At 62.3% G+C, this 13240-nt stretch carries 15 protein-coding genes and 3 tRNA genes; 15 read left to right on the top strand and 3 right to left on the bottom strand.

Features of this window, described 5'->3' with window-relative positions:
* The first annotated feature begins 7 nt into the window (after nucleotides 1-7).
* Both otnI and JT360_RS15265 read left to right on the top strand, forming a co-directional pair.
* Complete coding sequence (gene otnI, locus JT360_RS15260) at nucleotides 8-805, top strand: 2-oxo-tetronate isomerase (protein ID WP_214472497.1); 798 nt, start codon at nucleotides 8-10, stop codon at nucleotides 803-805.
* Between the two features lie 104 nt (nucleotides 806-909).
* Nucleotides 910-1917 carry a 2-hydroxy-3-oxopropionate reductase gene (locus JT360_RS15265; protein WP_284731713.1) on the top strand — a complete coding sequence of 336 codons (1008 nt, stop codon included), beginning with the start codon at nucleotides 910-912 and terminating at the stop codon, nucleotides 1915-1917.
* Nucleotides 1918-2011: 94 nt separating this feature from the next.
* Here JT360_RS15265 and JT360_RS15270 read toward each other — a convergent pair whose 3' ends face one another.
* Nucleotides 2012-2863: a TrmH family RNA methyltransferase gene (locus JT360_RS15270; RefSeq protein ID WP_214472499.1), complete on the bottom strand. Its 852-nt coding sequence runs from the start codon at nucleotides 2861-2863 to the stop codon at nucleotides 2012-2014.
* Nucleotides 2864-3064: 201 nt separating this feature from the next.
* On the opposite strand from JT360_RS15270, the gene JT360_RS15275 reads away from it, so the two are divergent.
* Together JT360_RS15275 and JT360_RS15280 are read left to right on the top strand one after the other, a co-directional pair.
* A tRNA-Tyr gene (locus JT360_RS15275) sits at nucleotides 3065-3149 on the top strand.
* Between the two features lie 92 nt (nucleotides 3150-3241).
* Nucleotides 3242-3315: transfer RNA gene (locus tag JT360_RS15280), tRNA-Gly, on the top strand.
* Between the two features lie 73 nt (nucleotides 3316-3388).
* On the opposite strand, the gene JT360_RS15285 is transcribed toward JT360_RS15280, so the two are convergent.
* Nucleotides 3389-3847: a YidB family protein gene (locus JT360_RS15285; protein ID WP_214472500.1), complete on the bottom strand. Its 459-nt coding sequence runs from the start codon at nucleotides 3845-3847 to the stop codon at nucleotides 3389-3391.
* Between the two features lie 129 nt (nucleotides 3848-3976).
* Here JT360_RS15285 and JT360_RS15290 point away from each other — a divergent pair, with 129 nt between their 5' ends.
* Entirely contained in the window at nucleotides 3977-4234 is a 258-nt protein-coding gene (locus JT360_RS15290; RefSeq protein ID WP_214472501.1) for a GlsB/YeaQ/YmgE family stress response membrane protein, read from the top strand.
* A gap of 87 nt (nucleotides 4235-4321) precedes the next feature.
* Here JT360_RS15290 and JT360_RS15295 read toward each other — a convergent pair whose 3' ends face one another.
* Nucleotides 4322-5209 carry a DMT family transporter gene (locus JT360_RS15295; RefSeq protein ID WP_214472502.1) on the bottom strand — a complete coding sequence of 296 codons (888 nt, stop codon included), beginning with the start codon at nucleotides 5207-5209 and terminating at the stop codon, nucleotides 4322-4324.
* A gap of 293 nt (nucleotides 5210-5502) precedes the next feature.
* Between JT360_RS15295 and tuf the strand changes: the two genes are divergently transcribed.
* The 10 genes from tuf to rplL all read left to right on the top strand — a co-directional run bounded on the left by tuf (nucleotide 5503) and on the right by rplL (nucleotide 13163).
* Nucleotides 5503-6678 carry an elongation factor Tu gene (gene tuf, locus JT360_RS15300; RefSeq protein ID WP_214472503.1) on the top strand — a complete coding sequence of 392 codons (1176 nt, stop codon included), beginning with the start codon at nucleotides 5503-5505 and terminating at the stop codon, nucleotides 6676-6678.
* Nucleotides 6679-6843: 165 nt separating this feature from the next.
* A complete protein-coding gene (locus JT360_RS15305; RefSeq protein WP_214472504.1) occupies nucleotides 6844-8496 on the top strand; it encodes a hypothetical protein in 1653 nt (550 codons plus the stop codon).
* Nucleotides 8497-8589: 93 nt separating this feature from the next.
* A complete protein-coding gene (locus JT360_RS15310) occupies nucleotides 8590-9072 on the top strand; it encodes a group II truncated hemoglobin (RefSeq protein WP_214472505.1) in 483 nt (160 codons plus the stop codon).
* A gap of 230 nt (nucleotides 9073-9302) precedes the next feature.
* Nucleotides 9303-9378 (top strand) — tRNA-Trp (locus JT360_RS15315).
* Nucleotides 9379-9739: 361 nt separating this feature from the next.
* Entirely contained in the window at nucleotides 9740-9943 is a 204-nt protein-coding gene (gene secE, locus JT360_RS15320) for a preprotein translocase subunit SecE (protein ID WP_027146633.1), read from the top strand.
* 27 nt (nucleotides 9944-9970) lie between these two features.
* Entirely contained in the window at nucleotides 9971-10498 is a 528-nt protein-coding gene (gene nusG / locus JT360_RS15325; protein WP_013895710.1) for a transcription termination/antitermination protein NusG, read from the top strand.
* 189 nt (nucleotides 10499-10687) lie between these two features.
* Nucleotides 10688-11116 carry a 50S ribosomal protein L11 gene (rplK, locus tag JT360_RS15330; RefSeq protein WP_006333334.1) on the top strand — a complete coding sequence of 143 codons (429 nt, stop codon included), beginning with the start codon at nucleotides 10688-10690 and terminating at the stop codon, nucleotides 11114-11116.
* A 4-nt stretch (nucleotides 11117-11120) separates the two neighbouring features.
* Nucleotides 11121-11819: a 50S ribosomal protein L1 gene (rplA, locus tag JT360_RS15335; RefSeq protein WP_214472506.1), complete on the top strand. Its 699-nt coding sequence runs from the start codon at nucleotides 11121-11123 to the stop codon at nucleotides 11817-11819.
* A 393-nt stretch (nucleotides 11820-12212) separates the two neighbouring features.
* Entirely contained in the window at nucleotides 12213-12731 is a 519-nt protein-coding gene (gene rplJ / locus JT360_RS15340; RefSeq protein ID WP_027146631.1) for a 50S ribosomal protein L10, read from the top strand.
* Nucleotides 12732-12785: 54 nt separating this feature from the next.
* Nucleotides 12786-13163, top strand: a complete 378-nt coding sequence (gene rplL / locus JT360_RS15345; protein ID WP_214472507.1) for a 50S ribosomal protein L7/L12 — start codon at nucleotides 12786-12788, stop codon at nucleotides 13161-13163.
* Nucleotides 13164-13240 lie beyond the last annotated feature (77 nt).

A 13240-nucleotide genomic window follows, 5' to 3' on the forward strand; every position in this document is an offset into this window, starting at 1 on the left:
AAAAAGAATGCCGCGTTTTTCAGCCAATCTGTCGATGCTCTTCGGCGAGCACGATTTCCTCGATCGTTTTGACGCAGCCGCCCGCGCGGGCTTCAAGGGCGTCGAATATATCGGCCCGTACGATCATGCCCCGGAGGTGGTGGCCGCAAGGCTGAAGAAGAACGGCCTGACGCAGGTGCTGTTCAACCTGCCCGCCGGCGACTGGGGCAAGGGCGATCGCGGCATCGCCGTGCTGCCGGACCGTGTGCCGGAATTCCGTCAGGGCATCGCCAAGGCGATCACCTATGCGCAGGCGCTCGGCTGCCAGCAGGTCAATTGCCTGGCCGGCATCGCGCCGGTGGGCGCGGACCGCAAGGTGCTCGAGGATCTTTTCTCCGAGAACCTCGCCTTCGCGGCGGAGAAGCTGGAGCAGGCCGGCATCAGGCTGCTGATCGAGCCGATCAACACGCGCGATATTCCCGGCTTCTTCCTCAATTATTCCGACCAGGCGCTAGCGCTCATCGACCGCGTCGGCTCGAAAAACCTGTTCCTGCAATACGACATCTATCACATGCAGATCATGGAGGGGGATCTCGCCCGTAAAATCGAGGCTAACCTTAGCCGCATCGCGCATATCCAGCTTGCGGACAATCCCGGCCGTCACGAGCCGGGGACGGGCGAGATCAACTATCCCTTCCTCTACGACCACATCGACCGCATCGGCTATTCCGGCTGGATCGGCGCGGAATACAAGCCGAAGGCCGGTACAGAGGCCGGGCTGGGCTGGTTCCGGGAATTGACGGGGCAGGGCAGTGCGGCGGCTTAGCGGCAATCGCAGTCGAAGTCGCGTTCCTTCACGCCCCCCTCTGGCCTGCCGGCCATCTCCCCCACAGGTGGGGAGATCGGCAGCTTCGGCGCCGGCTCGCAACTTTGGCAGCTTCAACAATTGGCGAAGCCAGCGATGACATCCAATCTCCCCCCTCGTGGGGGAGATGTCCGGCAGGACAGAGGGGGCGTGACAGAACGCGGCCTAATAAAAGACGGAGAACCACAATGGAAACCATCGGTTTCATCGGCCTCGGCATCATGGGCGCGCCGATGGCGGGGCATCTGCTGGATGCGGGCTATCACGTCATCGCCAGCGACCATCGCAGCAAACCCTCGGCCGATCTCGTTGCCAAGGGCCTGAAGTCAGTCACCGGCCATGCCGCCGTGGCCAAGGCGGCAGACATCATCATCACCATGGTGCCTGATACGCCGCAGGTCGCCGATGTGCTGTTCGGCGAGAACGGCGTCGCGTCCGGCCTGACCAAGGGCAAGCTGGTCATCGACATGAGCTCGATTTCGCCGATCGAGACAAAAACCTTCGCCCGCAAGATCAACGATCTCGGCTGCGATTATCTCGATGCCCCGGTCTCGGGCGGCGAGGTCGGCGCCAAGGCGGCATCCCTGACCATCATGGTCGGCGGAGAGGAAAAACCCTTTGAACGCGCAAAACCCATTTTCGAGAAGATGGGCAAGAACATCACTTTGGTCGGACCGAACGGTGTCGGCCAGACCACCAAGGTTGCGAACCAGATCGTCGTCGCGTTGACCATTGAAGCCGTCGCCGAAGCGCTTGTTTTCGCATCGAAAGCCGGCGCCGACCCGGCCAAGGTCAGGCAGGCGCTGATGGGCGGGCTGGCGGCCTCGCGCATTCTCGAAGTGCATGGCGAGCGCATGGTCAAGCGCACCTTCGCACCGGGCTTCCGCATCGAACTGCACCAGAAGGATCTCAACCTCGCACTGGAGGGCGCCAAGACGCTCGGCGTCTCATTGCCCAACACCTCGACGACGCAGCAGCTGTTCAACTCCTGCGCGGCCAATGGTGGTGCGAAGGAGGATCACTCGGCCCTGGTCAGGGCGCTGGAGCGGATGGCGGGGCACGAGGTGGCCTAGAAGCGAATAGCGAATAGGGAGTAGCGAATAGGGTTGCAGGCCAGCAGACCGCAGTGTTCGCGCTCGCTACTCGCTACTCGCTACTCGCTACTCGCTACTCGCTACTCGCTAGGAACTTCCGCGCCGCATAAAGGCTCACAGCCGCGGCATTCGACACGTTGAGCGAGCGGATGGCGCCGGGCATGTCGAGCCGTGCCAGCGTCGTCACCGTCTCGCGCGTCTTCTGGCGTAGGCCCTTGCCTTCGGCGCCGAGCACCAGCGCGAGCTTTTCGCCCGAAAAACTCTTTTCGAGTTCCGCCGGCCCGTCCGAATCAAGGCCGATGGTCTGGAAGCCGGCCTCGTGCAACTGCCCGAGTGCATCGGCGAGATTCTTCACCTCGATCTGGTCGATATGTTCCAGCGCGCCGGAAGCGGATTTTGCCAGCACGCCCGATTCCTGCGGGCTGTGGCGCGCGGTGGTGATCAGCGCGCCGGCGCCGAAGGCGACCGCCGAGCGCAGGATGGCGCCGACATTGTGCGGATCGGTGATCTGGTCGAGCACCAGCACCAGCCGTGTATCACCCAGCGCATCCAGGCGCTTGGGCTTCAGCGGCTCCGCCTCGATCAGAACGCCCTGATGCACGGCATCCGATCCGGTGATCTTGTCGATGTCCCTGGGCTCAACCAGTTCCGCCTTGAAGGGCAGGGCGGCGAGGTCGGCCAGCTCAAGGCGCTCGGCCGCGTTGCGCGTCACCAGCATTCTTTTGATCCGGCGGCGTGGATTGTCGAGCGCTGCCCGCACCGTGTGCAGGCCATAAAGCCGCACCAGGCCATCGGCGGCGTTCTCGCCGGGCGGAACAGGCTGGCGTGGCCGGAACGCCGGCGCGCCGCCGCTTTTCTCGTCGCGGTGCGCACGGCGCAGCTTGGCGTAATGGGTATCTTTCGGAGTATTGGTCTTGTTGCTCATGGCCGGCTTCTATAGCCGTCTCCCGAGGCCAAGGATATGGTCCGTCGCCGCAGCCGGCGAACAACATCGAAAAACCCTTCCTGCGCGGTTGACACCCACTGGCCTTGCCGCCATAAGGCGCTTCGCTGATTTCGGAGAAGACTGGATATCTCGGGTCCGGATCGGCGCGAATGCCTCGTTGCATGGCTCCGGCGGCAGACTGGAGAGGTGCCCGAGTGGTTAAAGGGGACGGACTGTAAATCCGTTGGCTTAGCCTACGTTGGTTCGAATCCAACCCTCTCCACCACTGCCGGCCCGGAAGCCCTGAAAACGAGAAAAGCATCGGAGGCGAAAAGCGCATGGCGCTTTTCGGGTGAATCCGGTACTTCAGTGCAGGGCGCGGGTATAGCTCAGTGGTAGAGCAGCAGCCTTCCAAGCTGAATATGCGGGTTCGATTCCCGCTACCCGCTCCAGATTTTCATCCCCGTTATCATCAGCCGAAACACTGCGCGGCAATGCGCGCAGCGCTTCAGGGTGCGTGCCGCGTCAGCTGTTGAACGCGGACGCAACCTGGTGCTGCTGCGGCACCTGGCCGTTCGGCGTCAGCTTGTCGACGATGCCTGGCAAGGCGGTCGACAATTGCTTGAGCAGCTCCTGCTCGTCCATTCCGGTCCGTTGCGCGATCTCCCGGATGACCTGGGGGCCAATCGCGGCACCGAGATCGTTGGCGTTGATCGACTGGTTCTGGCCCGTGCCGACCCAGGAATCGGCGACATTGCCATGGCCGGCATTCTTGAGCTTGTCGAGCAGGCCGCTCAGTCCACCGAGCAGGCCGCCGTCGCCGGCAGTGGTTCCGGCGGGGTCGGCTGGCGCGGGGGCTTGCGGCTGATCCGGCTGCTCGGCACCTCTGCCGCTCAGCATTTTTCCGACCAGCAGCGCGCCGAGCGCGATCATCAGCGGTTTGGTGATGTTGCCGCCGGGAACGGCGTTGTCAAAAAATCCCATGGTGGATCCTCCATCTCGACCAAGCCCGGCCCATTCCACAATGGCGCATTCGGGCGGAATTTCAAGCTGGCTTGAGCTTTTGACAATCATATGAAAATGTCGGGCTGGTGGGAGGATGGAGAGGAAAAAATGGGTATCATCAGCTGGATCATTCTCGGTGTCATCGCCGGCTTTATCGGCAGCAAGATCGTCAACAAGACCGGCCAGGGCATGATAATGGACATCGTGCTGGGCATTGTCGGCGCCATTGTCGGCGGTCTGATCTTCAGCGCTTTCGGTGCGTCGGGTGTCACCGGTCTCAACATCTACAGCCTGATCGTCGCCGTGGTTGGCGCGGTGGTCGTGCTGTGGGCCTACCATCAGTTCAGCGGACGCCGGGCGCTCTAGCCGGAACGCACGCGCCTTTTCCTTGCCGGTTGCCGGCCCGTGTCGTGGCCGGCGATCGGCGTTCTCGCATCGTCAAGCGAGCAATCGCTATGCGACCACGGTCAGCCGGCGCTTGCGCTGATCCAGCGACACGATGGTCAGCCCGCTGCCCACCACCAGCAGGATACCGCAGACCGCCAGCGTATTGGGGAACTGCCCGAACACCAGCAGGCCCGAAATGACCGCCCAGACGGTGAAGCAGTAATAGAACGGCGCCACCGCGCTGGTCGGCCCGACGCGGTAGGCCATGAAGATGAAGAAATGGCCGAAGATCAGGAAAAACCCGGCGCCGGCCATCAGCAGCAGGTGACGGGCCTCGGGCATGACCCAACGCTCCGACGCCAGATGCGCCGCGCCGGCGCCGATCAACACCACCACGACGGCGGAAATCGCAACGATCATCCCAGGCACCTCCGCCGGCACATGCCTGCCGGCAAGGTCGCGCGCCGCCGCCAGCGCCGCGTTGCCGAGCGCCAGCAGAGCGTAGACCGAAATGCCCTGCATGGTCGGCTGCGCCACCATCAGCGCGCCGATGAAGCCGAGCCCGATCAGCGCCATGCGCTGGCCGCCGATGCGCTCGCAGAACAGGATCGAGGAGCCGACCAGCATCAAAAGCGGCGTGATCTGTCCGAGCGCGGTGGAATCCGCGATCTGCATGTTGGCCAGCGCCACGACATAGCAAAGGATCGCCGCCAGCTCGAGCAGGTTCCGGCGCAGCACGCGCCGGTCGAAGATCAGCGGGATCTGTTTGCCGTAGCCGAGCAGGAACAACAGCGGGAAGCCCCAGAGCGTCGCGGCCGCGCCGCGCAGGAACAGCACTTCGTAGGACGGCAGCCCGGCGGTCGCGAGTTTCATCATCGTATCGTTGATGAGATACGACCCGGTCGAGATGATCATGAACAGCGGGCCGCGAACGGTCGTCGGAAGGAAATGCATCGTGTCAGGAGATCAGACCTTTCTGGCGACCGCAATGGGGCATCAACTGGCCGCGAACCAGACAAGGATTGGCGGGAAAGAAAGCGCGGAGGCGGCGTCGATCGACCGGCCACCAAGCCATTTCATTTCGTCCCGAGCCTACCTATATCAGCGCCACATCCCGCAATCGGATCCCAGGTTCGGACTGAGTGAGACGGCACCCGGCCAAAAGACGCTTGTGTTTTTTGGCCTTTGTCGCTAATCGCCCCGCATTCGACTGAACTGAAGGTCAAGGCCGTCCAAGGAAAGAGACTATGGCAAAAGGTAAATTCGAGCGCACTAAGCCTCATGTGAACATCGGCACGATTGGTCACGTTGACCATGGCAAGACGTCGCTGACGGCGGCGATCACGAAGTATTTTGGCGAATACAAGCGCTATGACCAGATCGACGCGGCACCTGAAGAGAAGGCGCGCGGCATCACGATCTCGACGGCGCACGTCGAATACGAGACGGCCAACCGCCACTATGCCCATGTCGACTGCCCCGGCCACGCCGACTATGTGAAGAACATGATCACCGGTGCCGCGCAGATGGACGGCGCGATCCTGGTCGTGTCGGCTGCCGACGGCCCGATGCCGCAGACCCGCGAGCACATCCTGCTGGCCCGTCAGGTCGGTGTGCCGTCGATCGTGGTGTTCTTGAACAAGGTCGACCAGGTCGACGACGCCGAGCTGCTCGAACTGGTCGAGCTCGAGGTTCGCGAGCTTCTGACCAAGAACGAGTTCCCCGGCGACGACATTCCGATCGTCAAGGGTTCGGCGCTGGCTGCTTTGGAAGATTCGAACAAGACGATCGGCGAGGACGCGATCCGCGAGCTGATGGCTCAGGTCGACGCCTACATCCCGACGCCGGTTCGTCCGCTCGACAAGCCGTTCCTGATGCCGATCGAAGACGTGTTCTCGATCTCGGGCCGTGGCACGGTCGTCACCGGCCGCGTCGAGCGCGGCGTGGTCAAGGTCGGCGAGGAGCTGGAAATCATCGGCATTCGTCCGACGACCAAGACGACCTGCACGGGTGTGGAAATGTTCCGCAAGCTGCTCGATCAGGGCCAGGCCGGCGACAACATCGGCGCGCTGCTGCGCGGCGTTGACCGTGAAGGTGTCGAGCGCGGCCAGGTTCTGGCCAAGCCCGGCACGGTGAAGCCGCACAAGAAGTTCGTGGCCGAAGCCTACATCCTGACCAAGGACGAAGGTGGCCGTCACACGCCGTTCTTCACCAACTACCGTCCGCAGTTCTACTTCCGCACCACCGACGTGACCGGCATCGTGTCGCTGCCGGAAGGCACCGAGATGGTGATGCCCGGCGACAACATCACGGTCGATGTCGAGCTGATCGTGCCGATCGCCATGGAAGAGAAGCTGCGCTTCGCCATCCGTGAAGGCGGCCGCACCGTCGGTGCCGGCATCGTCGTCACCATCAAGGAATAGTCGAGACCGGCATTAGCCGGATCGAGAAGAAAAGGGCGGTCTTCGGGCCGCCCTTTTTCGTCTCTGCCATGGCTGCAGGTCGGGCACATTTGCCGGCACCTGAAAGCTGTTGCAAGCGCCATCGCGGCAACTAGTATAGGTTGCACCGAGGGAGCTTTGCCAAGAGTGGTGCCGGGGCGCTGTTTCGACAAGAAAGCATGGTGGTTGCGGGCACTGGTCCGTCTTGTGCTGCTGGCCGCTCTTATGCTGCCTATCCCTGCGGTGCAGGCCCAGGAGCAGTCGCTGGACATCCCGCCGATGCGGTTCGCCGTCGTGCGCAGCAATGTGCCGGGCTGCGAGCCCAATTGTCCGGAATGGATATCGGCGGAAGGCACCATCGAGGCGGGTACGCCGCTGCTGCTCAAGCGCATGCTCAAGGCGCTCAAAGGCCGGCAATTGCCGGTGATCGTGAATTCCCCAGGCGGCAATGTTGATGCGGCCGTGGCGCTTGGCCAGATGATCCGCAAGAACAAGCTTGACATCGCCGTCGGCACGACGGTGTTTTCCGGCTGCGAGCCGGAGATGAAGAATTGCAGGGATAACAAGGGCAAGGGCGCCGACTATTTCGGCATGGCCTATGACAGCGGCGCCATGTGCAATTCTGCCTGCCCGCTGATGTTTTCCGGCGGAATTCGCCGTGTGGTTGGAGACTTCGCCTATCTCGGCGTCCACCAGATCACCACCACCTACCGGCGCGAGAAGCTGCTCTACCGGACCACCTACCGGATCCTGAACGGCAAAAAGAAGATCATCAGCACTACGGTCGTCAGCCGGAAGAACGCGGGCAGCTACAAGACCTATGAAATGAGCAAGGCGGTCGAAAAGAAGCTTTCGGCCTATTTGCAGGGGATGGGGATTGGCGAGGGCGTGTTCATAACCATGAAGAACACGCCGGCCAGCGAAATCCATCAGCTGGTTCTCCAAAACATGCTCCGGATGAACCTCGTCACGTCCCTGGACACCGTCGACCTTTTCACTGCCGGAACAGTCTGCAAGGCGAATCCGATGCCGGCGAATTGCCGGGAGATCCTGACGGACAAAGATACGAGGCCGGCCGATCTCCCGATCGCCCAGGCAAAACCCGCTCTCCCTGCGCCGACGGTAGCCGCGGCGCCAAAGGAGGCGGACATGCGCTTCGTGCTTGTGCGCGGCAGCAACCCGCTCTGCAATCCCGACTGTCCGGAATGGATCTCGGCGGAGGGTTCGATCTCCGCGCAGACGCCGGAAAAGCTGCGCCAGGCGCTCGATGCCATCGCCGGCCGGCGGTTGCCGATCGTGATCAACTCGCTGGGAGGCGACGTCGAGAGCGCGCTTGCCGCAGGCAGGCTGATCCGGGAACGCAAGCTCGACATTGTCGTCGCCCACACGGATCTCGCGGATTGCGATCCCTCGGCGGATTGCCTGGCCAATGGCGGCGTCCACACCGGGCTCGCCATCGAATCGGAGGCTGAATGTGCTTCGGCCTGTCCGATCATGGTTGCCGGTGGCGTCAGACGCTTCATCGGCCCGGCCGTGCGCCTCAGCGTCGGCTCCCTTGGCTTGGAAGACAAGGTCAAGGCGTATCTCGAGGAGATGGCGATCAAGCCTGGACTGTTCTCCATCTCCTCGTCTCAACAAAAGATCGATCGGGAAACGATGCTGAAATTCGGATTGGCGACGGGGCGTCACTCTGCCGACGAACTGACAGGCGCCACCATATGCAGGTCAGTTCCGAGGCCGGACAATTGCCGGGTCGTGCCGTCAGCCAACGCCGAGGCCGACACGCCGGCCAAACTATAGCGCCGCCGCGTCTGTCGGACTGGCCATCGAGGCAGGTTGAGGCGGGCGAGCCGCTCCGTTACCGTCAGCGGCGATCGAGGACAGGTGATCGTCATGGGCAAGGACATTCCGACACTTTACGAATGGGCTGGCGGCAGCGAGGCGCTGAACCGGCTGACACAGACCTTCTATGACAAGGTGGCGCGGGACCCGATTGTCGGCCCGGTGTTCAAGACCATGTCGCCGGACCATCCCGCTCATGTCGCAGCCTTCATCGGCGAGGTCTTCGGCGGACCCAAGACCTACAGCGAACATTTTGGCGGTCACCGCGAGATGGTCATGCATCATCTGGGCAAGCATCTGACCGAAGAGCAGCGCCGCCGCTGGATCAATCTCCTGGCCGATGCTGCAGATGCCGTCGGCCTGCCCGACGATCCGGAGTTCCGTTCGGCTTTCATGGGCTATGTCGAATGGGGATCGCGGCTGGCCGAGATGAACTCCAATCTCGGCGAAACCTGCGATCCGGAGACCGAGCCGATGCCGGCCTGGGGCTGGGGCGTGCCTGGCGGGCCGTACCGGCCGCCGGACGCAAAGTGAGCTTCCATCTGCGGGGAGGTGTCGGGCTGATGCCCTGAAGAGGGCAGCCGGCGTCTCCATGAACCGCGCCAGCGCCTTCAATCATGAACTCGAGATCGACCGTGATGGGCTGGTCGTCGGCTATCCCGATTCCCGGCGAAGGGGATGAAGGCGCGTTTGCGTGCAAACCACTCTTTACAGAGGGCGCGGAAGCTTTTAGGAAGCCACTGCTGCGCCGAGGCGCGCACGATACGGGCATAGCTCAGTTGGTAGAGCGGCGGTCTCCAAAACCGCAGGTCGTAGGTTCGAGCCCTGCTGCCCGTGCCATTTCCTAAATGGCCATCACAAACGATATTTTACGGGCTGGCCTTTGAAAATCGGCGACCCGCTTGCCATATTAGGACGATTGGGGCATAAGAGCGCGATAGCCGGGACGGAACGACTGGATGGTTCCGAGGCGGCGTTTGGTCATAAAGCGGACACTTGCCACTTGCGTGGATCAAGAATCGGTTTTATGTAGACGAAACAGACACGCGACGCGTGGAGCTGGGAAGCCGGCTTTACGCGTCTGATTTGCATGGGCGAAATGATTGCGCTGATTCGGCGCGAGATTGGGCTCAGGCGGCACGTCCCGGCCAGCGGGATCATCCAGGGGGCCCGGCCAACGGGTCTTGAAGACAGGCGGCATATGGCTTCGAAAACCACAAATCCTTTCGTCTTTCTCCAGCAGGTCCGCGCGGAGACAGCCAAGGTGACTTGGCCGTCGCGTCGCGAGACGATGATCTCGACCATCATGGTTCTGGCCTTTGCTGTGATTGCGATGATCTTTTTCTTCACCGCCGATCAGCTCATGGGCCTTGCCGTCGAACAGATTCTGGGCATTGGACGTTAAGTCCGGCGATTACGGAGAAGTCGAAAAATGACTGCGCGCTGGTACATCGTCCACGCCTATTCGAACTTTGAAAAGAAGGTCGCCGAGGACATCGAGAACAAGGCCAAGCAGAAGGGCCTGTCCGCCGATATCGAGCAGATCGTGGTGCCGACCGAGAAGGTCGTCGAGGTTCGTCGCGGCCGCAAGGTCGATGCGGAGCGCAAATTCTTCCCAGGCTATGTGCTGTTGAAGGCGAATTTGACCGATGCCGTGTTCTCGCTGGTGAAGAACACGCCGAAGGTCACCGGCTTTCTAGGCGACTCCAAGCCGGTGCCGATCACCGAGGCGGAAGCGCAGCGCATCCTGAACCAGGTGCAAGAAGGCGTCGAGCGGCCGAAGCCGTCGGTCACCTTCGAGATCGGCGAGGCGATCCGCGTCTCGGACGGTCCTTTCGCGTCGTTCAACGGTTTCGTCCAGGAAGTGGACGAGGAGCGGGCGCGGCTCAAGGTGGAAGTTTCGATCTTCGGGCGCGCCGTGCCCGTCGATCTGGAATTCGGACAAGTCGAGAAGGGCTGATCCGAAATCCCCGATGTTGGGCCGGCGACGCCGGTCTGGCGATCAGGGAAGGCGGCGCGGAGGCGCGCGGCCTGAGAACGGTGGGAGGCGAATGTGGCTTTAGCCGGCCGCGCGAACCGCACCACCAGACTGCAACCGCCGGGGTTTCCCAGATAGTGGGCACCGGCACAGACAAAGGCAGGAAAAGAGATGGCTAAGAAAATTGCAGGCCAGCTCAAGCTCCAGGTGAAAGCGGGATCGGCGACGCCGTCTCCTCCGATCGGCCCGGCGCTTGGTCAGCGTGGCATCAACATCATGGAGTTCTGCAAGGCGTTCAACGCGCAGACCCAGGAGATGGAAAAGGGATCGCCTATACCGGTCGTCATCACCTACTACCAGGACAAGTCCTTCACCTTCGTCATGAAGACGCCGCCGGTGAGCTACTTCCTGAAGAAGGCGGCGAACCTGACGTCGGGCTCGAAGGAGCCGGGCAAGATCAAGGCCGGCACGATCGGCCGCGACAAGGTGCGCGCCATCGCCGAGCAGAAGATGAAGGATCTGAACGCAAACGACGTCGAGGCGGCCATGCGCATGGTCGAGGGCTCCGCCCGCTCGATGGGTCTGGAAGTGGTGGGCTAAGATCATGGCAAAGATTGCAAAGCGTGTATCGAAGACCCGTGAAGGCATCGATCCCAACAAGGCTTACGCCTTGGGTGAGGCGCTGAAGCTGCTCAAGGACCGTTCCTCGGTCAAGTTCGACGAGACTGTCGAAGTCGCCATGAACCTGGGCGTCGACCCGCGCCATGCCGACCAGATGGTCCGCGGCGTGGTCAACCTGCCGAACGGCACTGGCCGCTCGGTTCGCGTCGCCGTGTTCGCCCGTGGCGACAAGGCGGAAGAGGCCAAGGCCGCCGGCGCCGACATCGTCGGTGCGGAGGATCTGGTCGACATCGTCCAGAAGGGTACGATCGATTTCGATCGCTGCATCGCCACGCCGGACATGATGCCGCTGGTCGGCCGTCTCGGCAAGGTGCTCGGCCCGCGCGGCATGATGCCAAACCCGAAGGTTGGCACCGTCACCACCGACGTCGCCGCTGCCGTCAAGGCATCGAAGGGCGGTGCGGTCGAGTTCCGCGTCGAGAAGGCCGGCATCGTTCACGCCGGCGTCGGCAAGGTCTCGTTCGACGTCAAGGCGCTGGAAGAGAACGTCCGCGCCTTCGCCGACGCCGTGACCAAGGCTAAGCCGGCTGGCGCCAAGGGCAACTACGTCAAGAAGGTGTCGGTCACCTCGACGATGGGCCCGGGCCTCAAGCTCGACGTCTCGGCGCTTGCAGCGTCTTGATTAAGACCATCTGGATCGGCTGTTGAACAGCTGATCCGCGAAGAATTCCGGGCCTCGGATTTATCCTGGGCCCGGTGCCGGAAGCCGAAAGGCTTCCGGACATCCTGTCCGAGATTGCAGGCGGCCCAAAAGCCTTAATTCATGTGGGCCTGCATGAGACGGGTGAAGACCGGACAACGGAGCGACTGCTCCAATGAAAGGTTCGAACCGTGTTTGCCTTTTGTCTGCGCATCGCCGGCTTGGCCGTAGATGTGGCGAAAGGGGGCAGGATCCTCGAGCGTCGTTCGGGAGATCCGTTACTGGATGGCCCGGCCGGCAAAAGGCAACCCGACGCCTGTCCTCGTCAATGGGAATGTTCCCGTTGGCAGGATTGGGGTCAACTGGAGATAGGCAGTGGACAGAGCGGAAAAACGCGAACTCGTCACGGGCCTGAATGATGCGTTTTCGGGCGCAGGTTCAGTGGTCGTGGCCCACTATGCCGGTATCACCGTCGCGCAAATGAACGACCTTCGGTCGAAAATGCGCGCCGCCGGTGGCACCGTTAAAGTCGCGAAGAACCGTCTCGCCAAAATCGCTCTTCAGGGCACGGACTCCGCATCGATCATCGACCTGTTCAAGGGGCAGACGCTGATCGCTTATTCGGAGGATCCGATTGCGGCGCCGAAGGTCGCGTCCGATTTCGCCAAGGGAAATGACAAGCTTGTCATTCTCGGCGGCGCAATGGGCACCACCTCGCTCAATGCCGACGGTGTGAAGGCACTCGCCACACTTCCGTCGCTCGATGAGCTGCGCGCCAGGCTGGTTGGCATGATCGCCACGCCGGCAACCCGGATCGCCCAGATCGTCAATGCGCCAGCGGCCTCGGTCGCGCGCGTCATCGGCGCTTACGCCCGGAAGGACGAGGCGGCATGAGGCCGTTCCTCGCTATCAAAAACACACGTTCGAACCTAACGAAGGAATACAACAATGGCTGATCTCGCAAAGATCGTAGACGACCTTTCGAAGCTGACTGTCCTCGAGGCGGCCGAGCTGTCGAAGCTTCTGGAAGAAAAGTGGGGCGTTTCCGCCGCTGCTCCGGTGGCTGTTGCCGCCGCTGGCGGTGGTGCGGCCGCTGCTGCTCCGGTTGAAGAGAAGACCGAATTCGACGTCGTCCTCACCGACGCCGGCGCTCAGAAGATCAACGTCATCAAGGAAGTCCGCGCCATCACCGGTCTTGGCCTCAAGGAAGCCAAGGACCTGGTCGAAGCGGCTCCGAAGCCGGTCAAGGAAGCCGTTTCCAAGGCCGACGCCGACAAGTTCAAGGCCCAGCTGGAAGCAGCCGGCGCCAAGGTCGACCTGAAGTAAGCGTAAAAGCGGCGGGCGGCCTCGCGCCGTCCGCCACTCCCTTCGCCTGGAGGGAGGACGCGTAGCGCGAGATGTAC

Origin of the sequence: Mesorhizobium sp. dw_380 (genome assembly GCF_018588885.1) — a bacterium.
Classification (GTDB): Bacteria; Pseudomonadota; Alphaproteobacteria; order Rhizobiales; family Rhizobiaceae; genus Mesorhizobium.